This window comes from Mesorhizobium sp. DxT, assembly GCF_058448885.1.
On the sequence record NZ_JBZFLJ010000017.1, the window covers coordinates 18,246 to 38,958 of the forward strand.

Below are 20,713 nucleotides of genomic sequence, written 5' to 3' on the forward strand. Positions count from 1 at the left end.
TTCGATCCACGCGGCGATACGTTCATTTTCCGCCTGTCTGCGCGCGACCTCGTGACGTCATCCGGCTTTCCAGCCTGCAAAAAAAACGGCGTTCACCTACTCGCCGACGAGTCTCCAGCCCAGCCAGGAACCGCCGATGACGAACGGCATCGTTCCGAACAATGCCATCATGCCGCCTCCGAACTGCTGGTCGGCAAGGGGATCCAGACCGAAAGCGCCGAGGCAGTATTGCGGTGCGTAGATTAGCGCAGGTGCGAGCACCAGCAGCACGCCTAGCATTGCCATGTGCATCGACGTGAACAGCATGGCGCCGGCGCCGATCGCGAGGCCTCTCCGGTCGCGATCGGCAAGACAGACCCACCACAGGGCCATGCCCGCAAGCAGAAAGGTGAGCTGCTGGGCCACGAAAATAGGGAGCCAACGCGCGGCCGCTTCATGCATCGCCGGCGCATGCCAGCCCCAGACGACAGCGAACTCCAAAGCCGAAGCAGCAAGTGCGACCAGCAGCAGGCGGCGCGGCGCTCGCATGTTTGGGAAAAGCCGCAACAGGCCAATGACGATCATTGGCGCAGCGACCACCGCGACGGCAAGATGGAGCATCATGTGCGGGGAAAAGGCTCTGCGGGCCAAATCAGGCAGAGGGCCCATCCACAGCCAGGCGAGCAGCGCCAGCCCGGCTGCAAGCGGCCAGCCGCGGCTTATCCGCATGTCGTTGTGGTCAGCACGGGAAACAGCGTCCACACCACCGCCACCAGACCAACCCAGCCGCTAGCCCGGCTCACCACTCGCGAAAATCCCGGCGCGGCTCCAAACCGGTCGGAGTGGAGCATCATCAGCAGAACGACCTGAACCAGGATGGTAAGCGAAAAGGCGATGGCGAGCGATAGTCGCCGCCACGACGCACCGGCGAATGCCGCGCCGGGATCGATTTCGCAAAGAACGCCATGCAGGCCGTAAACCGCGCTGAACGCTGCCAGCCAGACAACGGGCGATACGAGTATGCGCAGCAGGTCCCTCATGCCACCATGCCCGGAAGATAAGCGCAGAAGAGGATCAGGGCGGTCGTTACGCATAGATAGCCGATCCAGAGCGGCGCGACGGCCAGTTCTGCACGTCGCCGCGAAGACATGTAGCCGGCCCGCAGACGCAACAGAAGGAAGACCAGCATCAGCGCTGCCACCAGCACATGCACGAGACCGTAACTGCCCAGCACCCACAGCGTCGCGCCATAGGCGTGCGACGTGGGAGATGGAGCCATCGTGAGGAAGGCCAACAGCGAGACTCCGAGCGCGGCAATGCCGGCCAGTGCGATCAAGAGGCCGGCCATCGGTTTCGCGCCTCTGCGATTGCTGCTGACGGCATGGCCAATGCCGGCGACCGCCGCAGCCGTACCGATGATGGCCGTTATCAAGACAAGAGCCGATGGAGTCACGAAGAATGGCGGCGGCCACCCCGGCGCGATAGTCCAGAGGAACGCGTATCCGAACAGCAGCGAGCCGAACAGGGTTGCGTTCGCCACCAGCAGGAAAGCTGAACCCCACCAGCCCGGCGGTCTGTCGACTTCGGCGATGTTGGGAACCCGGACCCCGCGACCGATAGGCTGGTCGCCGAGGTCCTTCTTCGAACCGAGCGTCCAGGCCCAACGCATGGCAAGCACGGCGACACCTGCCATCGCGAATGGGGCCAGCCAGAAAACCTTGAGGAGTATGGACAGAAAGAAAATCCCGGTCACGGCAGCCATGCAGATCGGAAGCCGCGTGTTGTTGGGATAGACGACATGCTGCTGCGGCGTGCCGGTGGCAACGTCCACGATCAGCGTTTCGCGTTGTCCACTGGCGGGATCGCCGAGATAAAACTCGCCGCGCGCGATACGTGTGGGCAGGTTCGGATCGTCCCACAGCGGTTCGCGCGAGTTAACCTGCGGAAGACTGGCAAAGTTATATGCGGGAGCCGGCATCGTCGTTGCCCATTCGAGCGTCCCGGAGCGCCATGGGTTGCGCAGTGACCTGTGACGCACGATGACGTTGAGCACCACCTCCAAGAGCACGATGACGAGACCGAACGCGAGCACGAAGCCTCCGATCGAGGAGATCAGGTTGATCGCAGTCCAACCGTCCTCTGGCGTATAGGTCGAGATGCGCCGCCGCTGGCCCATCAGGCCCACCCAATGCATCGCGAGGAAGGTCACATGGAAGCCGACGAATATCAGCGTGAAGGCCACTTGTCCCAATCGGAAGTACCGTTTGCTGCCAGTAACGAGCGGAAGCCAGTAGTAGACGCCGGCCAGCAGTGGGAAGACGAAGCCTCCAAAAAGCACATAATGGAGGTGGGCGGTCACGAAGGCGGTGTCGTGCACCTGCCAGTCGAACGGCACGACGGCGACCATCACCCCCGTCAGCCCGCCAATGACGAAGGTGACGAAGAAGCCGAGAATGTAGAGCATCGGCAGGCGTAGCCGAGGCGTGCCCTTCCACATCGTGCCTATCCAGGCGAACACCTGCACGGCTGTCGGAACGGCCACCAGTGTCGAAGCAGCCGAGAAGAAGGCGAGACCCATATGGGGAATGCCCGTGGTGAACATGTGGTGGACCCAAAGCCCGAAGCTGAGGATCGCAAGTGCGACGGTCGCAGCCACCACCCATCGATACCCAAGCAGCGTCGTCGAGGACATGACAGGCAGGATGGTCGAGATGACACCGGCGGCCGGGAGGAAGATGATGTAGACCTCTGGATGGCCGAACAGCCAGAAAAGGTGCTGCCACAACAGGCTGTCGCCGCCCAGTTCAACCTGGAAGAAGGGCATGCCAAAGGCGCGCTCCAGCTCCAGCAGGATCGAGCCCAGGATCAGCGGCGGGAACCCCGTCAGGATCATCAGCGCCACCACCAGAATGTACCATGCGAAGATCGGCATCCGGTCAAGCGACATGCCCGGCGCGCGGTATCGCAGGATCGAAACCGTCAGCTCCACGGCGGCGCAGATTGCCGAAATTTCCACGAAGGTTATGCCGATGAGCCAGAAGTCAGTATTGATGCCGGGTGAATGGATGCGCCCGGTGAGGGGCGGGTACATGAACCAGCCGGAGTCCGGCGCGACGCCAAGCAGCAGCGAGACCAGCAGCATGGCGCCGCCAAAAAAGTAGCACCAGTAGCCGTAGGCGGTCAGGCGCGGGTACGCCATATCGCGGGTGCCAAGCAATTTCGGCAGCAGATAGATTGCCAGGCCCTCGATTGCGGGGATGGCGAACAGGAACATCATGACGGTCCCGTGCATGGTGAAAAGCTGGCTGTAGATTTCCGGCCCGGCAAATGCGGAATCAGGGGTGGCAAGCTGCGCCCTTATGAGCATGGCCAGCACGCCGCCGATCAGGAAATAGAAGAAGGCCGTGACGAGGAACATGAGCCCCAGGTCATTGTGATTGACTGTGGTCAACCAGCCCTTCCAGCCAGGTTCAGAAGACCATATCGCGGTCAGCCGCCGGTGGCGGGCCAGCGCGTTCATTCGTCAACCTCCAGGAATGCCCGCCAGGAGTCGGGGGTGTGCGCGATGACCGTAAAGGAATGACTGTCGTAGCCCGGCCCGCTATATTCCGCGCTCAGGCCCGCATAGGTGCCCGGCACATCGGCTTCCAGCCGCAGCACGTTGACATGGCCGGGGATGGCGTCGAGCTTTCCGGCCAGACGCGGCACCCAGAAACTGTGGATCACATCGGCGGCCGTTATGGCGACATCGACAGGCCGATCGGCCGGTATGTGCAGTATGTCGGTGGTGGTCCGGCCCGGAGCATCTTCATACGAGAAAGTCCATGACCATCGCTCCGCTTGGGCGTTGACCCGCGCGACATCTGCAAACTCGCGTGGCAGTAGTCGCTCACCCGCCCAAAGACCGTAGGCGAGAAGCGACAGAAGCACCGCCGACGGGAAGGCGAGACCCAGCCCCACGATCCAGACGCGTTCGCTTGCAGCCGGTTCACCCTGTAGCCGCTTGCTACGGAATGCGAGCGCCAGCAGCGCCATCACCAGGGCGAAGATGGCCGTTGCGCCTACCAGCATAACCCACCACAAGTGGGCAATGATGCGGGCGGCTGGCCCGCCTGGGTCAAGTGTCGACAGCGGACCGGCGCAACCGGACACGACGACGGCCGTTGTGGAAAGCAGAAAGACCTTGAGGAGGGGTGCGGAATGGCCCACCAGAAATTCGAGGGCGAGAACGAACAGCTTATCGACCCGGTTGCGGAGCAACCCGGCTTTGACGACACCGAGTCGCGCATCGCCATTCTCGGTCACCCTATCCACGCCATGAGCGTCGCGTTCCCCGTGGCACTGACTTTCTGCACCTTCGCTGCTGACCTGCTGTACTGGTGGACCGGCGATTCTTTCTGGGCGCGTGCTGCGCTGTGGGCGGTCGGGGGTGGTTTTCTGCTCGGAATGTTCGCGGGCTTTTCGGGCACCGCAGAGCTGCTGCTCGTGTCCGGCATTCGAGCCCGTGCCGCCGCATGGACCCATTTCATCATCGCGGTGACCCTGCTCTCGCTTCTCGGAGCCAACTGGGGCTACCGGCTGTATGGCTACGAAGCCGCGGTGCTGCCATACGGCATACTGCTCTCGGCAGTGTGTGTCGCGGTCGTGGCTTTCACGGGCTGGCATGGCGGCAAGCTCGTCTTCGACTATCGGTTGGGCACAGCGAAAGGCAGCTGACCGCCGCGCGGTTCCGTCAACCAGTCCGGAAACGCGATCCAGTCAAGCTCGGGCTTTGCGAGAACAAGCAGTAATATTGCAATGGCACAACCGGTTATGCCTGTCACAGGCACGTATGGGTTCGGCGGCTTGTGATCGCCCGGCTCTTCGGCGATGCGCACGATGCTACTGCCGATCCATACATGAAGCACAAGCAGCAACGCGACGAAAACCAGCTTGGCGAAAAGCCACGGAACGAAAGCCTCTCGCAGGAAGATCAGCCAGGTCCCGGCGACCACAGCAATGACTGCTGCCGGCGTGACCACGATCGTATAGGTCAGGTGGGTTGCATGTCGGATGAGGCGGTAGTCGTTCTGCGAGATGGCGGGATCGTGCCTTGTCAGCATTAATGGAAGCGTGATGAGCCCGCCGCACCAGACACAGAGTGCGGTCACATGCAGGGCTTTCCACAAGGGAATGGTAGACGCCAGCCATTCTAGCACTGCGTAAGGACCATGGCTTGTTCATCCTCTCAAGACTGATGCCACAAGACATGATAGCTGTTCTTGGTGGCTGTGAAGGTGTTACGGTCTGCACAATCACCGGTCAGCCCGGCAGCAGATACCCGGGCGGGGCGGCTAATAGACAAGACCCGCTTCCCGACACGACTGCAATGTAATGCTTGAGACATCCGGTTCCGTCTCGGCCTCCGACGTTTCCCCCGGCGGGGCGGCTGCATTTGCGCCTTCTCCCGCGGGAGCCTGTTCGCTACTGACCGAGGCAAGCCCATCAATGTCGATCGACAGGGTCGCAGGGTCGTCGCGTGTTTTTGCTTCGGTGCCAGGCGGTACAGGTGGTGTGACGGCACCTTGCTCCGCGTCAGCGCGTTCCGACGCATCCTGCGCGCGAGATTCAGAGCTTTCGATGTCGCTTTGTTCATTCGAGGCGAGTTGGGTGCAGTGGTCGATAAGGGCAGCCATGGCGCTGCGGTCTTCAGTCTCGAACTTCGCCTCGCCGAGATAAATCGGCTGTGCGAAGCCGACACCGATGGACCCCAGCAGCAAAAAGGAGCACGTGGATACACGCATCATCTCAAGGCCTCAGTGTTCACCTGCAAGGTATTCGCGCATCTCGCTGACCTGCGAGGCCGAGACCGGCCCGGCATTTCTGTCGCCGGAATGGCGAAGGTAGGTCAAAAGATCCGCGATCTGGTCGTCGGACAGCTTCCAGTCGAACGGCGGCATTGCGAGGACGCTTGGGACTGCCTCCGTCGGTTGGGCGCGCGCTCCGCCAAGGATAATGCGGATGGCGGTTGACGGGTCCTCGGCCAGCACCTTGTTTGAAGTTCTAAGGGGAGCAAACAGGTAAGGAACACCCGACCGGTCTGATGCATGGCAGGCGGCACAGTTGTCGAAGTAGATGGCTTCGCCGATCTCGACGCGCGCTGCATCCGGCTCGGCCTGGTTTTCTCGGGGTTGGTCATCAAGGCTCTTTAGGTAGGTAGCGATGGCGTCTAGATCTTCCTGATGTAAATGCTGAGCTGAAAGGGCGACAACCTCGCCCATGCGCTGCATTGGTGCGGTATGCCGCGAACGCCCGTCGCGAAGGAACTCGACGATATCGTCCGGGCTCCAGTCGGCAATCCCACCGTTCTCTCCGCCCCGAATGTTGGGGGCGTACCAGTTCTCCAGCACTCCGCCACGAAGGTATTCGTCGGAATCGTCGGCGCCCAACGCATTTTTTCCGGTGTGGCAACCTCCACAGTGCATGGGTCCATCGACGAGATATCGGCCGCGGTTCCACGCATCCGACGCGTCAGGGTCGCTCGCAAATTCCTCGTCATCGAAGAAGAGCAGTTTCCAACCCCACACGGACCGCCGGACGCTCAGGGGGAATGGAAGTTCGTTTTCCGGCACCTGGGCCGTTACCGGGTCAAGCGTTCGCAAATATGCAAAGATCGCATCGGTGTCTTCTCTCGTCATCAACGTGAAATAGGGGTACGGCATCGCCGGGTAGAGGTGGTGCCCGTCACGATCCACGCCCTCGTTGAGGGCGCGATAGAAATCGTCCCGTGTCCAGCGGCCGAGCCCGGTTTCGTCGTCGGGCGTCAGATTGGACGAAAAAATGGTTCCGAAGGGAGTGCCCAGGCCGCGCCCGCCAGCAAACGGCACGCCGTCATTTTCCAGATCGGTATGACACGCTTTGCAGTCTCCTGCCACGGTCAGGTAGCGGCCACGCTCAACTTGCGAATAAGACAACTCCTGAGCCTGGGACGATCCGAGCGTGAGTGTTGTGCTGCCGATGAGAGCCAGCGCCGCGATGCTTAAGAGTGTGGGAGACAGCGGTCTCATGGCTGCACCAACGGGCCAGGCTGCCGCAGGTACTGGTTGATGATCGCATCGACCGACCAGTAGGCCAGCGCTCCGACAGTACCAGTGGGATTGTAACCGGCGTTTTGGGGAAACAGTCCCGCGCCGGCGACGAAAAGGTTCGGCAGATCCCAGCTCTGACAGTATCTGTTGACGACGCTGGACTTCGGATCTGCACCCATGATCGTGCCGCCGGTATTGTGGGTGGTCTGATAGGGCACCGAGTCGTAGGAGCCGCGGCGAATGTTGACCTTGACCTCGCGGCCACCCATGCCGTTTGCTATCTGCTCTGCAACGGGTGTCAGGTGTTGCGTGAGCCGCCGGTCGTTGAGCGTGAAATCATAGGTCATGCGCAATAGCGGCCGACCGTGGGTATCGGTATAGGTCGGGTCGAGGTCAAGATAATTGCTGCGATGGGCCATCGATGCGCCGTGCACGCCGACGCTGGTCGTCTTCAAAAAATTATCGCGAACAGCTTTCTTCCAGCGACTGCCCCAACTGGGCACATTGTCGGGAACCGGATGGCTCTCAATGGGCCGCGCATTGGTCGTGTGGCAGGCAATATAGCCGCCTCCGATAAAACCGAGGCCCGAGTGATCGAAATTGTCGCCGTTGTAATCATCGACAACCATACCGAGTGCACCGGCGCCGACGAAGCCGTTGGTGAATTCCTCGTCGTAGAACACCGTGGCTGACGACATCACCTGATAGCAGTAATTCTTTCCGACAACCCCTTCGCCACTTTGCGGGTCATAGGGCTCCCCGATCTGCGAAAGCAGAAGCAAACGGGTGTTTTCTAGCGGGTATGCGCAAAGCACGACCACCTCTGCCGGCTGAAAGAAGGTGTCGCCGTTGGCGTCGATAAAGGTGACACCGGAAGCCCGGGAGCCGTCGGCAGCCTTCTCGACCGACAACACCGCCGAATTGGTGCGCAGAGCGAAGTTCGGACGCTGCATCAGCACCGGGATGATCGTCGTTTGCGGTGACGATTTCGAGTAGTTTCCACAGCCATGCTTTTCGCAGAATCCGCAATAGGTGCAGGGAGCCAACTGGAGACCAAGGGGATTGACGTAGGCCCGCGACATATTTGCCGAAGGGACCGGGAACGGGCTCAGCCCCAGTTCCCGTGCCGCGGCAGCAAATCTGTCTTGCGAAAACGTCATCTGCATCGGGGGGTTGGGGTAGTTGTCGCTGCGCGGGCCTTCGAACGGGTTGCCGCCTTCAACGGTCTCGCCATTCAAATTGCCGGCCTGGCCGCAAATGCCGCAGATCTTCTCGAAGTAGTCGAAATGCGGTTCGAGCTCGTCATATGTGACGCCATAATCCTGAACTGTCAGGTGTTCGGGTAGAGGACCGTACCGTTCCTCGTTATGGGTGCGGGCTTCGAAGTCCGATGGCAGAAAGCGATATGTCTGCCCGTTCCAGTGAACGCCAGCCCCTCCAACGCCGTTTCCCGGAAGAAACGATCCCCAGTGGCGCATCGGAAGGGCGGTTTGCGCACTGTTATTGCGAAAGGTCAGGGTAGCCTGGGATGCCTCCTGAAACATACCGTGCCGCCAGTAGTAGCGTAGTTCGTCCTGCGCGAACGTCGTAGCGAAGTCATTTGGAGTGTCGCGCCAAGGCCCGCGCTCCAGTGCCAGCACTTCCAGCCCTGCAGCGGTCAGTTTCTCGGCGTAGATTGCGCCCGTCCAGCCAAAACCGACTAGAACGACGTCGACGCCTGGCAATTGCTTGGTCATCGAAACCTCTGAACACTATGCTTTATGGTCGGTCCCAGCCGGGCCGGCCCATCAGGCTGACCGGCTCAAGCGGTATGGCTTTGCCATCATGGTTCACGAAGTCGCGGTAGTCGTAGCGGGTTCCTGGAAAACCGACGTAGCGCCACGCGATCATGTCGCGATTGCCGCCATAGATGGGATCTGCAAAAAAGCCTTCGATCGCGTTCTTGAGGAGCAAGTCGAAGAAGACTTTTCCGGAAACCCCGTCGAATTCGATTTCTTCGTCGTCGAGACCGGTCAAGACAGCGTCTTGCTGGTCGTCGGTCAGGTCCACGAAGCGTGCTTTGTGGTGGGACGCGCAGTAAGTCTCGAGTTCCGCAAGCGCCAATCTGTAAAGGGTCGCCGGCGGATGTTCGCTTTGATAGCCTTGTGTGGCAGTCCCCTCGCCATGGGGCCCCTTCATGTACCAGTGCTGTCCGCGCCCGTAGAATCCAGCCATCTGGCGGTCGATGAAGGTAACGACGTCCGCTTCCGTCGCGCCTGGACCATCCTCGTCGCTTGGAATGAGCCTGGCGCAGATCGCCGCGACCGTTTCGCGTTCCTCAGGTGTGAAGAACCTGTCATTCGAGGTGCCGTAATATGGGATTTCGCCCCTTGAGGGCTCCCATGGCACACCGGCGCCGCGTCCAAACTCTTTAGCAAATGCGTGTGGTACTGCCAGTGCGGTTCCGCCAAGAAGCATGAGCCTCATTACATGGCGCCGCGTCAACGAATGCACGATATGCCTCCCTCTTTGAGACACAACCGCCAACGCCTGAAGAGGTTCCAACAATCTTTTGACGCGCCGCTTCCGTGGAGTCTGGGCGGATTGCCAATCTACCTGTGTTCTGCGACATCATTGAGATAGGCGACTTGCGAGGGACACTATGTCAGTTGATGCGCGAGCGGCTGTCGTGCAGCTACGAGCGTTGCTTCTGGCGGATGCGGCAATCGATATAGGCCATGCGCGCCGGTTGATCGAAGCAGCCGCCGGGCGGCTGGCTGATCCTGCTTCAGCTCACGAGCTGGTCGAGACGTTCCTGTGTCTCATCCAAATCAATGCAGTCGATTGCGGCAACATGCACGACGTCAGGGATCCCATTGGGGAGGCGCTGTCACTGCTGAGCGCCAGCGAAGCTGAAAAGAGCTGGAGGCGCCAGTAGCTGAACGGATTAATGCTGCCCCCGGGGCATAGGGGGACAGCATTAGCCACCCATCGCTTCCGATGACTTGAAAGTCGATTGTTGCGGTGCATCGCAAGGCTCTGGTGGGACGGCGTTGTCTCGCAAAGGGTTTCTGTTGCGAGTTGCCGCGACACGCCTTGCATAGCTCGTCGCTTGTTACTCGCTTATCCACCTCCATCAGCCTCGATGCATCATGGCCTCCAGATGATTTGTTGGAGATCAAAAATGATGCAGTTCGATTTCGCCATTTCCACAACGCTCGCTGTGACCATGCTATTTGCAGCGGCAGCGATCTGGCTAGCCTCTGTCGGGCCGGATGCGCAAGCCTCGCGAAGGCAGGTCGCCGAGCGCTTGGCTCAGATCGCTGTGCTTGGGGCGGTAGCGTTGTTCGCGCTACTCAGGGGCGATAGTTGAGCTCGACCCGTGTCGATGCAGATAACAAACGGCCTCACCAGTTTCGGGATTGGAAGCAGTGAGAACGGCGCCAATCGCTAACTCTGAACGTAGGAGGCGCGCTGCCAGATCAGTTCGGTTCCGGAGCGTTATTCCGGCAAAGAATACGCGATTACATAGTCCCCCGGCTTCGTGCCTGTCGAGCCGTGCCCCCCGGCGACCACGACGAGATATTGCCGCCCGTCAGCTCCCTCGTAGGTCATCGGCGTCGCCTGTCCGCCGGCCGGAAGTCGGTCCTGCCAGAGCTTGGCGCCGGTCGTTACGTCGAATGCCCGGACGTAATAGTCCAATGTACCGCTGTGGAAGGCGACACCTCCCGCGGTGACAATCGGGCCGCCTATGGCGGGGACGCCCATTTCGAACGGCAGCGGCAAGGGCGACAGATCTCGAACGGTACCGTTACGATGCTGCCAAACTACATTGCCGTCCTCCAGGCTTGCAGCAGCGACATAACCCCATGGCGGTTGCTGGCAGGGGAGACCAATCGGCGACCAGAACGGGCGCATTTCGGCAGCATAGGGGGCACCATAATTCTCGTTGAAGCCCGGTTTTTGTTCCGACACGTAGCTGGTTGTGTCATCCGCACGAGGAATCAGCTTGACGATGAACGCCAGGTAGACCGGATTGGCGATTACCACCTGGCGTACAGGATCGACTGCCACCCCGCCCCAGTTGAAGGTCCCGAAATTACCCGGATACACGATGGTGCCGTTGACCGAGGGTGGCGTATAGCGGCCTTGGTAATTGAGTTCCCGGTAGCGAATGCGGCAATAGAGCTGATCGAGCATGGTCGCTCCCCACATATCGCTCTCGCGTAGCGGCTCGGGCGCGAAACTCATGGCTGAGCGCGGTTGGGTGGGGGCGGTGAAATCGCCTTCGACCGCACCTTGCGGCGCTGGGTCCTCAGTGATCGGCAGCAGCGGTTCGCCGGACCGTCGGTCGAGCACAAAGATGTCACCCTGTTTTGTGGCCTGAACCAGCGCCGGCACCACCTCGCCGTCGCGCCGGATATCGACGAGCTGGGGTTGAGAGGGCGTATCCATGTCCCACAGGTCGTGGTGGACGAGCTGGCGCACCCAGCGTAGTTCGCCGGTCGCAAGATCAAGCGCGGTAACGGAAGAGGAGAACCGTTCCGTTTCCTCGGTCCGGTCGCCGCCATACTGGTCGGGCGGAGCGTTGCCCATCGGGGCATAGACGATCCCCAGTTCCTCATCGACCGATAGCATGGACCAGGCGTTGGGCGAGTTGCCGACGTAAGTCTCGCCCTCAGCCAACGGTTCGGTCTGTTCGGGATTACCGCTGTCGAAGTTCCAGACGAGTTCGCCGGTTTCGGTGTCATATGCTCTGATGACACCGGATGGCTCCGTGGTCGAGACGTTGTCGTTGACCGCACCGCCGATGACAATCAACCCGTCCGCCACGACCGGCGGGGATGTGGAATAATACGATCCAGCGTAGAAATGGGGCATGTTGGCGCTCAGGTCGACCGCACCGTCCTGGCCGAAACCGACGCATTCTGCCCCCGTTTTCGCGTCCAGCGCGATCAGGCGGGCATCCGCCGTCGGCAGGAGGATGCGGCTGGCGCAGTCGGCATCGGCACTTGCCTCCACACGGTAGTGGGTGAGGCCGCGACACGTCTGGTGCTGCCGCATCTGATTGTGGCCGACGGTTGCGTCATATCGCCAGCGTTCCTCGCCGCTAACGGGATCCAGGGCGATTGCGATGTGGTGGGGCGTGCACAGGTAGAGCAGACCGTCCACCATGGTCGGTGTAACTTCGTATGTCGTTTCCTCGGGGTCGACTTCCGGGTCGCGAACGTCACCTGTGCGATACACCCAGGCCTCTTCCAATTGCCCGACATTTGCGGGCGTTATCGCTGCAAGCGGCGAATAATGGCTGCCACCGATTGTTCGACCGTAGGCGACCCATTGCTCGGGCGGCACGCTCGCCTCGCTGGGCGGCAAGGAAATCTCGCCGGCTTCCGCCACCTGGCTCTTGACGGTGTGAGACTCGCCAAGCATCGCAAAGACAGCGACCGCGATCGTTGCAACCAAAGTCGCGCCCAGCGTCGCACCGCCCCATCTCCACGCGCCAGCCACACTCCGAGGCCGCCTGCCGATGAGCAACCCCAGCAGGATGATGCCAAGCACAACGATCAGCCCACCACGGGGCGCCAGCGCCCACCAGTCCATTCCAACTTCGTAGAGAGCCCAGAAAAGCGATCCCAGGACGAGGGCTGCGTAGACATAGAGAGCGATCGGATTACGCAGCCAAAGGGCGAAGCCCGTAAATGCAAAGCCGGCCCCGGCAAGCAGGTAGTACCACGACCCTCCCAGTGCGATGAGCCAGATTCCGCCCCCGCCAACGAGAAATCCCAGCTGCAGAAGCACGATTGCGAGCACGGTCGTCATGGAGAACCTCCTCGGGGCCTAATCGGCGGCGAGGCACTTTGTTCCCAAGTCCAACCATAGCCCGTCTCCAGCTGACAGTGTGATATTGGAGGGCCGTTTTGCGATAGCTATCCCTTCTGCGACAGTCGAATGGAACATAGGGTTCCAACACTTGTTATTGATCCATGGCGATTTTCGAGGGGATGTTGTCGCAGCATATGGTCGTGCATATCACGGCCATGAACGTGCTTGCGCCCTGCGTAGTACTAGCGGTCCCGCAGTCCGCTGTTCGGCTGGCCGGAGGGGGAGGGGGCGGTCTCGCTCTTGCGACCGGCCTTCAGACTGCCCTGCTCTGGATTTGGCATATCCCGGCAATGCTCGGGGCGGCGCTGCAGAGCCCATCCTTGATGTTGACAATGCATGGTTCGCTCTTTGCGGTGGCGTTCTGGTTCTGGGCAGCGGTCATCCGCGGTATCAGACAGGGTGAATGGTCCTCGATGGCGGCGCTCCTCGTCACCGGCAAGCTCTTCTGCCTGCTCGGCGTGCTGCTCACCTTTTCGCCGCGCGCCATCTACTGGCAGCTAGCACTTATGCAATCCTGTTTCGGCACCCAGGCCGCTCCCCTGGTCGATCAGCAGCTCGCCGGCCTGCTCATGCTTGTTGCGTGTCCCGCAGTTTTTGTCGGCGCCGCAATCGTTGCTGCCAAACGGTGGCTCCAGTCCGCAAAATTGGCTAATGGCTGGCATCCGCACCCGGAGTTGCGCTGATGGCGATCTTTCTGCCACGTCGCCGGGCTGTCGCACTCGGCGCAATAATGGTCATTGCGGGAGGGTTGGCACTCGGGGCCGCATTTGTTCTCTCGGGCGGCTATAGCGTTGCGGCCTCGGCCCGCCATTTCGACATTACCAACAAGCTCATCAAACTGACTCTCCGGCGCTCGATCGATACGCACAGCGCGTTCGTTAGAGTTCCAGACGTTGATGATGCTAACCTGGTACGCCTTGGAGCGCGCCACTTCGCCAATGGCTGTCAGCCCTGCCATTCAGCGCCCGGATCTCGCCAGGACCCGATCGTCACTGGAATGTATCCGTCCCCTCCGCCTTTGGGCGCAAAGGTAGGCGATTGGGAACAGGATGAACTTTTCTGGATCGTTCGGCACGGCCTGAAATTTACAGGCATGCCGCAGTGGATCGGCGACGGACGGGATGACGAGGTCTGGGCGGTTGTCGCCTTCCTGCGTGAGTTACCGGGCATGTCGGAGCAACGTTACAACGAGCTTGCAGGCGCTGCAGGATCCCGGTCCGGATTCGCGCTGGACGTTGCCGGTGAAGAGCTATTCGCACAGTGCATTACCTGTCACGGCGATGCCGCATCCAAACCAGTCTCCGCGACGGTGCCGTCATTGACCGGACAGAAACCGGCCTATCTTCGCCGTGCCCTCGAAGAATATGCGCTCGACATGCGTCAGAGCGGCATGATGGAGCCGCTGGCGGCTGCATTGACGAGCGAGCAGATCAAAGTGCTTTCCGAACGTTTTGCCACGATGGCCCGGCGACCGCTCGAGCAGACGCCGACCGGACAAGGAGGAGATAACCAGCGCGAACGCGGGCACCACATAGCAATGAGAGGTATTCCACGGCAAAACGTGCCGGCTTGCGCGAGCTGCCATGGTGAGACATCGGCAGCCACTTTCCCCAGGCTGGCCGGGCTATCGAAGACTTATCTGGCGACGCAACTCCGTCTTTTCCGGCAGGGGACACGCGGTGACTCGGCCTACGGGCAGATTATGCAGACCGTGGCGCGGAAGCTGACCGATGAACAGATCGACGATGTTACGACCTATCTCGCCCGGGTGAGCGCCTTGCCGTCCATTGAAGCTACCGCGCGCGCGAGTTCCTCAAGATGACCAGGCACGGGTTTCCAACTCTTGGGTTCACCTTAGGCGCCGGCGCCGTACTGGGGGGGTGTTCCGGCCCGCAATCGGTCTTCGACGCCAGCGGCGCCGAAGCTCGCGAGATCATGCCACTTTTTTGGACGGTGACCTGGATTGCCGTGGCCGTGACGGTGTTGGTCATTACGGTCGCGGCAATCGCAATTCTTGCGCCGGTTCATTGGCGCCGTCTCCTGACGTCCCAGAGATTTGTCGTCGCTTTCGGCATCTTCCTGCCGGTATTCGTCCTCAGCGGTCTCTTGACTTATGGGCTCCTCGTCATGCAGGCGGGTTCGGCGCGCTCAAGGTCCGCCGAGGGGCCCGGCATCACGATCGTCGGTGAGCAGTGGTGGTGGCGGGTGATCTATGATGGCCCAGGGGGCGAAGAGATCGTCAGTGCCAACGAACTGCGTCTGCCGGTCGGGCGACCGGTAGCCATCCGGCTCCAGTCCGACAATGTGATCCACAGCTTCTGGGCGCCGCAGCTCGGCGGCAAGCTTGATATGATTCCCGGGCGCACGAACACGCTCACGCTCGAAGCGACTGAGCCCGGCGTCAGCCGGGCGCAGTGTGCGGAGTATTGCGGCGGCGCGCATGCCCTTATGTCAATGTACGTCGTCGCCATGGAGCCGGACGCTTATCGGCAATGGCTTGAAGCCGAGGCGAGGCCCGCCACCGAACCGGCAGATGCGATCAGGCGCGAAGGGCAGCGGCTGTTCATGGAGCATGGCTGCGCAGGTTGCCATGCGGTTCGTGGCACGCCGGCAGCCGGAACGATCGGGCCGGACCTGACCCATGTGGGCAGCAGGCACTCGCTCGCCGCCGCAAGGCTGCCCAACGACCTGCGGTCGTTTCGCCGATGGCTGACGGACAACCAGCACATCAAGCCCGACAATTTCATGCCGGAGTATGACGTCTTCTCGGATTCCGAACTGGACGCCATCGCCGCTTATCTCGAGGGTCTGGAATAGGCCATGCTTGATTTCGTTCAGCTTGGCCTTCCCATTAATATGCTGCTGTTTGCGGTCGCCGCGGTGGCGGTCTGGTTCGCCGGTGCCCGTCTCACCGGCTATGCCGACGCGATCAGCCGCATAACCGGGCTGGGGCAGGCCGTGATCGGCATCATTCTTCTGGCCGGCGTTACTTCTCTGCCTGAAATCGGCGTGACCGCAACCGCGTCGATTGCCGGAGATGCCCAGCTTGCCGTCAACAATCTGTTCGGCAGCATCGCCTTGCAGGTCGCGTTGCTTGCAGTGGTCGATCTGATGATTGGCCGGGAGGCGCTCACCGCCGTGGTTCCGGACCCCACGGTGATGCTCCAGGGCGCGCTGAACGTCCTTCTGCTGGCCGTCGCGGCGGCGGCGATGGTTGCCGGCGACGTCGGCATATTCGGTGTTGGACTATGGGCCTGGGCTTGCCTCTTTCTGTATGTGGCTGCGGTATGGAGCTTGGCTGCAGTGCGCGGCAAGCGGCCATGGCTTGCCGCGCGCAACGGCGGCATCGACGAACGGCTGATCCACGCCGATGAAAGACATCGGCAAGCCGACGATGCACAAGGTGCCAGCTTGCGTCCGCTGCTCATCAAAACAGGCGCCACTGCCACTGTGATCCTCGCCGCAGGTTTCGTGCTTGCCCGTAGCGGCGACGCCATCGCTCAGGCAAGCGGGCTCGGCCAGAGCTTTGTCGGTTTCGTTCTGGTGGCATTGGCAACGTCGCTGCCCGAACTGAGTACGGCGCTTACGGCGGCACGGCGTGGTCTCTACACCATGGCGATCTCCGACATTCTGGGGACCAACCTGATCAATGTCGCGCTTCTCTTCGTGGTTGACCTGCTCGATACAAATGAGGAGGTGATCCTCAACCGGATGGACGATTTCGCCATCTTTGGCGCGTTGCTAGCCATCGTGCTGACGGCCCTGTTTCTGGCCGGTCTGTCGGAGCGACGCGACCGCTCGCTGCTGCGCATGGGCTATGATTCCATTGCCGTAATGGTCACGTATGCGGTCGGCGTTGCCATCCTCTACACGTTGAGACCGGATCAATGACCCATACGCTGGCGAATGGGCGCCCGCCTGCCGAATACGATCTGCCCAATCCGGACCCTCGTTCGGATGGCGAGGTCGAGGAATTGCTATCGATTTGGGCACGACCGAGGGGTTGGAGGATCATCACGGCAGTCAATAACACCGTCATCGGCATCTTCTATATCGGCACTGCGTTCCTGTTTTTCCTTCTTGCCGGCATACTGGCGCTCGTCATGCGCACGCAGCTTGCCGTGCCGGAAAACGATCTGATCAGTCAGGATCTCTACAATCAGCTATTCACCGTACACGGCACCACGATGATGTTCTTGTTTGCCGTTCCCGCGGTCGAAGCCCTTGGCGTGATGCTGTTGCCTCAGATGCTTGCGGCGCGTGACCTGCCCTTCCCACGGCTCTCCGCCTTCGCAGTCTGGGCCTATGTCGTGGGCGGCCTCGTCTTCTTCTCGACCGTGTTTTACGATCTGGCGCCCAAAGGCGGCTGGTTCATGTACACGCCTTTGACACTCAAGGAATTCTCACCAGGCGACAACGCTGATTTCTGGCTGCTCGGCATTGGTTTCATCGAAATATCGGCGATTGCCGGCGCCGTGGAAATCGTGGTGGGCACACTCAAGACCCGGCCGCCAGGTATGTCGCTGGCCAAGATGCCGATCTTCGCCTGGGCGATGCTCATTTTTGCGGCGATGATCATCTTCGCTTTTCCCGCCGTTATCCTGGGCACCATGCTCCTCGAAATCGAGCGGTCATTTGATTGGCCCTTCTTCTCAGCCCACCGAGGCGGCGATCCACTGCTGTGGCAGCATCTATTCTGGTTCTTTGGCCACCCGGAGGTCTATATCATCTTCCTGCCGGCGGCTGGCCTCGTCTCGATGATCGTATCGACGATGGCGCGACGCCCGCTGGTGGGGCACGACCTTATCGTCGTCGCCCTCATAGGCACCGGCTTCTTCTCGTTCGGCCTCTGGATTCACCACATGTTCACGACGGGGATACCGTCGCTGAGTCTCGCCTTCTTTTCGGCAGCGAGCATGGCCGTTGCCGTACCGTCCGGCATTCAGGTGTTTTCATGGATTGCAACGATCGCGGCCAGCAAGGAGCGCTTCCGGATCAACACGCCTTCGCTATTCGTTCTGGGCTTCCTGTTCATTTTCACTGTCGGCGGGCTGACCGGCGTCATGGTGGCGCTGGTGCCGGTCGATTTCCAGGTGCACGACTCCTACTTCGTGGTTGCCCATTTCCATTACGTGCTGATCGGCGGGATGGTCTTCCCTTTGTTCGCGACGTTTTATTACTGGCTTCCAATGGCCAGCAGGAACATGCTTTCCGAGCGCGTAGGGCGTTGGGTGTTCTGGCTGATGTTCATCGGCTTCAACGTTACCTTTTTCCCAATGCACATTACAGGACTGCGGGGCATGCCACGGCGTGTCTGGACCTATCCCGGCAATGTCGGGTGGGACGCGCTCAACATGATCTCCACCATAGGCGCCTATATATTTGCCGCGGGCATCGCCCTTTTCGTTGTGGACCTGGCAAGACGCTTCCGTCCCGTCATCACGGGGTCTGCGGGACCGGATAATCCATGGGGCGCCAGCACACTCGAATGGCTTCCAAACGACGTCTATTCAACGCGCAGCATTCCCCTGGTCACCAGCCGCGACCCGCTGTGGGACCAGCCCAATCTGTCTGAAGAGGTGGAGAAAGGACATCACTTCCTGCCGAACGCCCCGACCGGCGGCCGCGAGACGATCGTGACGAGCGCCATCGAAGGACGGCCACAATATATCATCCGCATGCCGGGACCGGGATTCGCGCATGTGATTGCGGCGATCTTCACCGCAGCATTCTTCCTGTTGCTCACCATCAAGGCAGTCACGATGGCGGCCATATGCAGCGTCGTCGCGATCGGTGCGATGCTGGTTTGGACCTGGTGCCTGGACAAGGGGCCGGGCGCAGGCGAGGTCGACATCGGGGCGGGCGTCAAGCTGCCGACCTATATGAGCGGGCCATCCTCGCATGCGTGGTGGGCGACTGTCGTCCTCGTTCTGGTCGCCGGTTCGCTCTATCTCGCATACGTCTTTTCCTATCTCTATCTTTGGGTGGTCTCACCCGAGGTATGGGCGCCGAGTGGCTCACCATCGCTTCCTGATGTCGTCTGGCCATGGACGTCGGCGGGGCTTGTTTTGGCCGGTGGTGTCTCGCTCATGGCTGCCAACGCCGTGCTGCCGGCACCGGGCCAACGCGGGGTTGCCGCCCCGCTGCTGTTCGTGTTCACGGCTGCCTGCCTCGTGGCGGCTGTTGCCACCAATCTCTGGGGTCACTGGCAGAGCGGGCTGCGCCCGACCGAAAATGCCTACGGCGCCATGGTCTATATGGCAGGCGTGCTCGATGGGCAGCTCGCATTTGCTCTTGTCATGATGCTTTCTGTTGCCGCTGCGCGATGTTTAGCCGGGCGTCTCGATCGCATCCGCCGGGTCAGCTATGAAAACGTAGCGCTGCTTTTCGGGTACGCACTACTGCAGATGCTGTTCGGTCTTCTTCTCGTCCACGGCTTTCCGAGAGTGATCTCGTGACACAACATCTCCCTGCACCTCGGCGAGGCCCCTCGACCATCGCAACGATCGGCTTTCTGCTTTGGGGCCTGATCGTGTGGGGACTACAGTTTTCCCTCGTCTATGTTGGCCACACCTGGCTGTGCGCGCTGGGCTGGCAAGAGCAGGCGTCATCTATTCTTGTCGGCATCGCGACGGCTTTTTCAATTGTATTAATCGCGCCAATCGTCATCGCCCCTGCATACGTGTCGCGCTTAACTCGATTGGAACGGCAGAGGCAGGACACGAAGGCGATCATTCTAATTGCGCGGCTCATCGGAGCACTTTCTCTCGTCGCCGCGATATGGACCGGCACGGCCGCGCTTATTGTTCAGGCTTGCGTTTCCCTTCGTTGAGAAGGCTCGCCCGCCTTCATCTGCGACAGGCTTTCCACGGGCATGATGACAGTATCATGCACGCGCCAGTCCAGTCTTTTCACGTTCGCTGCTGCCTCCATGATCAGGGTCGTGAGTCCTGACGTACCAGCTTTCGGTACAACAAAGGCTTCTCCCATGAAGATGTGACCTTCTTCCCGCATGCGCACTTCCGCCTGCTGCACCCAGGCGAGATTTTCCAGCGTCTGCCGTACCTCTTCCGGCAGGTACTCCCAGTCTGATCCATCAGTCTTCATTGGTCTGCGATCCGCCAAGTCGGTTACGGCGACACGTAAGTTGGTCCAGCCGTCGCGCATGATGCTGCCCGAGACAACCATCGCAGCAAGGGGATCGAGCCACCAGATGCCAAGGCCCAGGCCGATCACGCCGGCAGCGGCGGCGGTTTCCGACATCCAGTCGGCGCGCATCATCGCCGCGTCCGCATGCAGGATCTTGTCGTGCAGGCGGGGCGCAAGCCTCGTCTTTATGCGCCCGAGGAAAAAGGAGGGTACCGCCGTGTAGAGCAGGGCTATCAGCATCGGCGAACCGGCCCAGATCGAATGCCCCAGGAATGTGACTGTGCCGATAGTCGCCTTCTCCTGAGAAATCAGTTTCAGGCCGCCCTCGATCAGGAGGAACAGCCCCATCGTCGACAGTGCCAATGCTGCGATGAGGTGGCCGATCGAGGTTGCGCGGTGCATGCCGTAGGGAAAGTTGTGAGTGGGCGCGCGGCGCGCCAGCCTGGTGCAGACGAGGAATGCGAGTGCCGGCACAACGCTAACCGCGTCCTCGAAGAAGCTCGTGCGCATTGCCTGCGAACTGCCCATCACCAAGAAAAGAAACGTGGTGGAAGTGGCGATGTATCCCACCGTGATCCACTCTAGGCGCCGAGCCCGCACGTAGACGTCGGCTATCTCTTGCGGAAATTCATGTGCGGTGATGGTTCTCACGG

The 20,713-nt window shown here is 60.9% G+C and carries 20 protein-coding genes; 9 read left to right on the forward strand and 11 right to left on the reverse strand.

Annotated elements, in window-relative coordinates; translation table 11 throughout:
- Window positions 1-96 precede the first annotated feature (96 nt).
- The 4 genes from ACVJNE_RS23130 to ACVJNE_RS23145 are packed head-to-tail and all read right to left on the reverse strand — an operon-like array spanning window position 97 to window position 4,188.
- Entirely contained in the window at window positions 97-741 is a 645-nt protein-coding gene (locus ACVJNE_RS23130) for a cytochrome c oxidase assembly protein (protein ID WP_499569096.1), read from the reverse strand.
- Window positions 699-1,019 (reverse strand): hypothetical protein, encoded by a 321-nt coding sequence (locus tag ACVJNE_RS23135; RefSeq protein ID WP_499569097.1) that lies wholly within the window; start codon window positions 1,017-1,019, stop codon window positions 699-701. Before ACVJNE_RS23135 ends, ACVJNE_RS23130 begins: the two co-directional genes overlap by 43 nt.
- A complete protein-coding gene (gene ctaD, locus ACVJNE_RS23140; protein ID WP_499569098.1) occupies window positions 1,016-3,499 on the reverse strand; it encodes a cytochrome c oxidase subunit I in 2,484 nt (827 codons plus the stop codon). The genes ACVJNE_RS23135 and ctaD (ACVJNE_RS23140) overlap by 4 nt, the downstream gene beginning before the upstream one ends.
- Complete coding sequence (locus ACVJNE_RS23145; protein WP_499569099.1) at window positions 3,496-4,188, reverse strand: cytochrome c oxidase subunit II; 693 nt, start codon at window positions 4,186-4,188, stop codon at window positions 3,496-3,498. The genes ctaD (ACVJNE_RS23140) and ACVJNE_RS23145 overlap by 4 nt, the downstream gene beginning before the upstream one ends.
- Between ACVJNE_RS23145 and ACVJNE_RS23150 the strand changes: the two genes are divergently transcribed.
- Window positions 4,180-4,695: a DUF2231 domain-containing protein gene (locus tag ACVJNE_RS23150; protein WP_499569100.1), complete on the forward strand. Its 516-nt coding sequence runs from the start codon at window positions 4,180-4,182 to the stop codon at window positions 4,693-4,695. The two genes, ACVJNE_RS23145 and ACVJNE_RS23150, sit on opposite strands and share 9 nt — an antisense overlap.
- Here ACVJNE_RS23150 and ACVJNE_RS23155 read toward each other — a convergent pair.
- The 5 genes from ACVJNE_RS23155 to ACVJNE_RS23175 form a co-directional block, all read right to left on the reverse strand.
- Window positions 4,665-5,177 (reverse strand): CopD family protein, encoded by a 513-nt coding sequence (locus tag ACVJNE_RS23155; RefSeq protein WP_499569101.1) that lies wholly within the window; start codon window positions 5,175-5,177, stop codon window positions 4,665-4,667. The two genes, ACVJNE_RS23150 and ACVJNE_RS23155, sit on opposite strands and share 31 nt — an antisense overlap.
- A 135-nt stretch (window positions 5,178-5,312) precedes the next feature.
- Window positions 5,313-5,765 (reverse strand): hypothetical protein, encoded by a 453-nt coding sequence (locus ACVJNE_RS23160; RefSeq protein ID WP_499569102.1) that lies wholly within the window; start codon window positions 5,763-5,765, stop codon window positions 5,313-5,315.
- A gap of 9 nt (window positions 5,766-5,774) precedes the next feature.
- Entirely contained in the window at window positions 5,775-7,025 is a 1,251-nt protein-coding gene (locus ACVJNE_RS23165) for a c-type cytochrome (RefSeq protein ID WP_499569103.1), read from the reverse strand.
- Window positions 7,022-8,782 (reverse strand): GMC family oxidoreductase, encoded by a 1,761-nt coding sequence (locus ACVJNE_RS23170; RefSeq protein ID WP_499569104.1) that lies wholly within the window; start codon window positions 8,780-8,782, stop codon window positions 7,022-7,024. The genes ACVJNE_RS23165 and ACVJNE_RS23170 overlap by 4 nt, the downstream gene beginning before the upstream one ends.
- Window positions 8,783-8,804: 22 nt before the next feature.
- Window positions 8,805-9,512 carry a gluconate 2-dehydrogenase subunit 3 family protein gene (locus ACVJNE_RS23175; protein ID WP_499569105.1) on the reverse strand — a complete coding sequence of 236 codons (708 nt, stop codon included), beginning with the start codon at window positions 9,510-9,512 and terminating at the stop codon, window positions 8,805-8,807.
- 175 nt (window positions 9,513-9,687) lie between these two features.
- Here ACVJNE_RS23175 and ACVJNE_RS23180 point away from each other — a divergent pair, with 175 nt between their 5' ends.
- Window positions 9,688-9,963 carry a hypothetical protein gene (locus ACVJNE_RS23180; RefSeq protein WP_499569106.1) on the forward strand — a complete coding sequence of 92 codons (276 nt, stop codon included), beginning with the start codon at window positions 9,688-9,690 and terminating at the stop codon, window positions 9,961-9,963.
- A gap of 246 nt (window positions 9,964-10,209) precedes the next feature.
- Window positions 10,210-10,398 carry a hypothetical protein gene (locus ACVJNE_RS23185; RefSeq protein ID WP_499569107.1) on the forward strand — a complete coding sequence of 63 codons (189 nt, stop codon included), beginning with the start codon at window positions 10,210-10,212 and terminating at the stop codon, window positions 10,396-10,398.
- Window positions 10,399-10,526: 128 nt separating this feature from the next.
- Here the strand turns inward: ACVJNE_RS23185 and ACVJNE_RS23190 are convergent, their stop codons facing one another.
- A complete protein-coding gene (locus ACVJNE_RS23190) occupies window positions 10,527-12,848 on the reverse strand; it encodes a membrane-bound PQQ-dependent dehydrogenase, glucose/quinate/shikimate family (RefSeq protein ID WP_499569108.1) in 2,322 nt (773 codons plus the stop codon).
- A 164-nt stretch (window positions 12,849-13,012) separates the two neighbouring features.
- Here ACVJNE_RS23190 and ACVJNE_RS23195 point away from each other — a divergent pair, with 164 nt between their 5' ends.
- From ACVJNE_RS23195 to ACVJNE_RS23220, 6 genes are read left to right on the forward strand one after another with little or no spacing between them, the layout of a single operon-like run.
- Window positions 13,013-13,594 (forward strand): cytochrome c oxidase assembly protein, encoded by a 582-nt coding sequence (locus ACVJNE_RS23195; protein ID WP_499569109.1) that lies wholly within the window; start codon window positions 13,013-13,015, stop codon window positions 13,592-13,594.
- Window positions 13,594-14,733, forward strand: a complete 1,140-nt coding sequence (locus ACVJNE_RS23200; RefSeq protein ID WP_499569110.1) for a c-type cytochrome — start codon at window positions 13,594-13,596, stop codon at window positions 14,731-14,733. The genes ACVJNE_RS23195 and ACVJNE_RS23200 overlap by 1 nt, the downstream gene beginning before the upstream one ends.
- A complete protein-coding gene (locus ACVJNE_RS23205) occupies window positions 14,730-15,728 on the forward strand; it encodes a cytochrome c oxidase subunit II (RefSeq protein ID WP_499569111.1) in 999 nt (332 codons plus the stop codon). Before ACVJNE_RS23200 ends, ACVJNE_RS23205 begins: the two co-directional genes overlap by 4 nt.
- Before the next feature lie 3 nt (window positions 15,729-15,731).
- A complete protein-coding gene (locus tag ACVJNE_RS23210) occupies window positions 15,732-16,802 on the forward strand; it encodes a sodium:calcium antiporter (protein WP_499569112.1) in 1,071 nt (356 codons plus the stop codon).
- Complete coding sequence (gene ctaD, locus ACVJNE_RS23215) at window positions 16,799-19,369, forward strand: cytochrome c oxidase subunit I (RefSeq protein WP_499569113.1); 2,571 nt, start codon at window positions 16,799-16,801, stop codon at window positions 19,367-19,369. The genes ACVJNE_RS23210 and ctaD (ACVJNE_RS23215) overlap by 4 nt, the downstream gene beginning before the upstream one ends.
- Window positions 19,366-19,743: a hypothetical protein gene (locus ACVJNE_RS23220; RefSeq protein WP_499569114.1), complete on the forward strand. Its 378-nt coding sequence runs from the start codon at window positions 19,366-19,368 to the stop codon at window positions 19,741-19,743. Before ctaD (ACVJNE_RS23215) ends, ACVJNE_RS23220 begins: the two co-directional genes overlap by 4 nt.
- Here the strand turns inward: ACVJNE_RS23220 and ACVJNE_RS23225 are convergent.
- Window positions 19,719-20,711, reverse strand: a complete 993-nt coding sequence (locus tag ACVJNE_RS23225) for a cation diffusion facilitator family transporter (protein ID WP_499569115.1) — start codon at window positions 20,709-20,711, stop codon at window positions 19,719-19,721. The genes ACVJNE_RS23220 and ACVJNE_RS23225 overlap by 25 nt on opposite strands.
- Window positions 20,712-20,713 lie beyond the last annotated feature (2 nt).

Coding starts and splice junctions, on each gene's coding strand:
- ACVJNE_RS23135 (WP_499569097.1), bottom strand. CDS start 1,019: ATGAGGGACCTGCTGCGCATACTCGTATCGCCCGTTGTCTGGCTGGCA.
- ctaD (WP_499569098.1), bottom strand. CDS start 3,499: ATGAACGCGCTGGCCCGCCACCGGCGGCTGACCGCGATATGGTCTTCT.
- ACVJNE_RS23150 (WP_499569100.1), top strand. CDS start 4,180: ATGGCCCACCAGAAATTCGAGGGCGAGAACGAACAGCTTATCGACCCG.
- ACVJNE_RS23160 (WP_499569102.1), bottom strand. CDS start 5,765: ATGATGCGTGTATCCACGTGCTCCTTTTTGCTGCTGGGGTCCATCGGT.
- ACVJNE_RS23165 (WP_499569103.1), bottom strand. CDS start 7,025: ATGAGACCGCTGTCTCCCACACTCTTAAGCATCGCGGCGCTGGCTCTC.
- ACVJNE_RS23170 (WP_499569104.1), bottom strand. CDS start 8,782: ATGACCAAGCAATTGCCAGGCGTCGACGTCGTTCTAGTCGGTTTTGGC.
- ACVJNE_RS23175 (WP_499569105.1), bottom strand. CDS start 9,512: ATGAGGCTCATGCTTCTTGGCGGAACCGCACTGGCAGTACCACACGCA.
- ACVJNE_RS23180 (WP_499569106.1), top strand. CDS start 9,688: ATGTCAGTTGATGCGCGAGCGGCTGTCGTGCAGCTACGAGCGTTGCTT.
- ACVJNE_RS23185 (WP_499569107.1), top strand. CDS start 10,210: ATGATGCAGTTCGATTTCGCCATTTCCACAACGCTCGCTGTGACCATG.
- ACVJNE_RS23190 (WP_499569108.1), bottom strand. CDS start 12,848: ATGACGACCGTGCTCGCAATCGTGCTTCTGCAGCTGGGATTTCTCGTT.
- ACVJNE_RS23195 (WP_499569109.1), top strand. CDS start 13,013: ATGGCGATTTTCGAGGGGATGTTGTCGCAGCATATGGTCGTGCATATC.
- ACVJNE_RS23200 (WP_499569110.1), top strand. CDS start 13,594: ATGGCGATCTTTCTGCCACGTCGCCGGGCTGTCGCACTCGGCGCAATA.
- ACVJNE_RS23205 (WP_499569111.1), top strand. CDS start 14,730: ATGACCAGGCACGGGTTTCCAACTCTTGGGTTCACCTTAGGCGCCGGC.
- ACVJNE_RS23210 (WP_499569112.1), top strand. CDS start 15,732: ATGCTTGATTTCGTTCAGCTTGGCCTTCCCATTAATATGCTGCTGTTT.
- ctaD (WP_499569113.1), top strand. CDS start 16,799: ATGACCCATACGCTGGCGAATGGGCGCCCGCCTGCCGAATACGATCTG.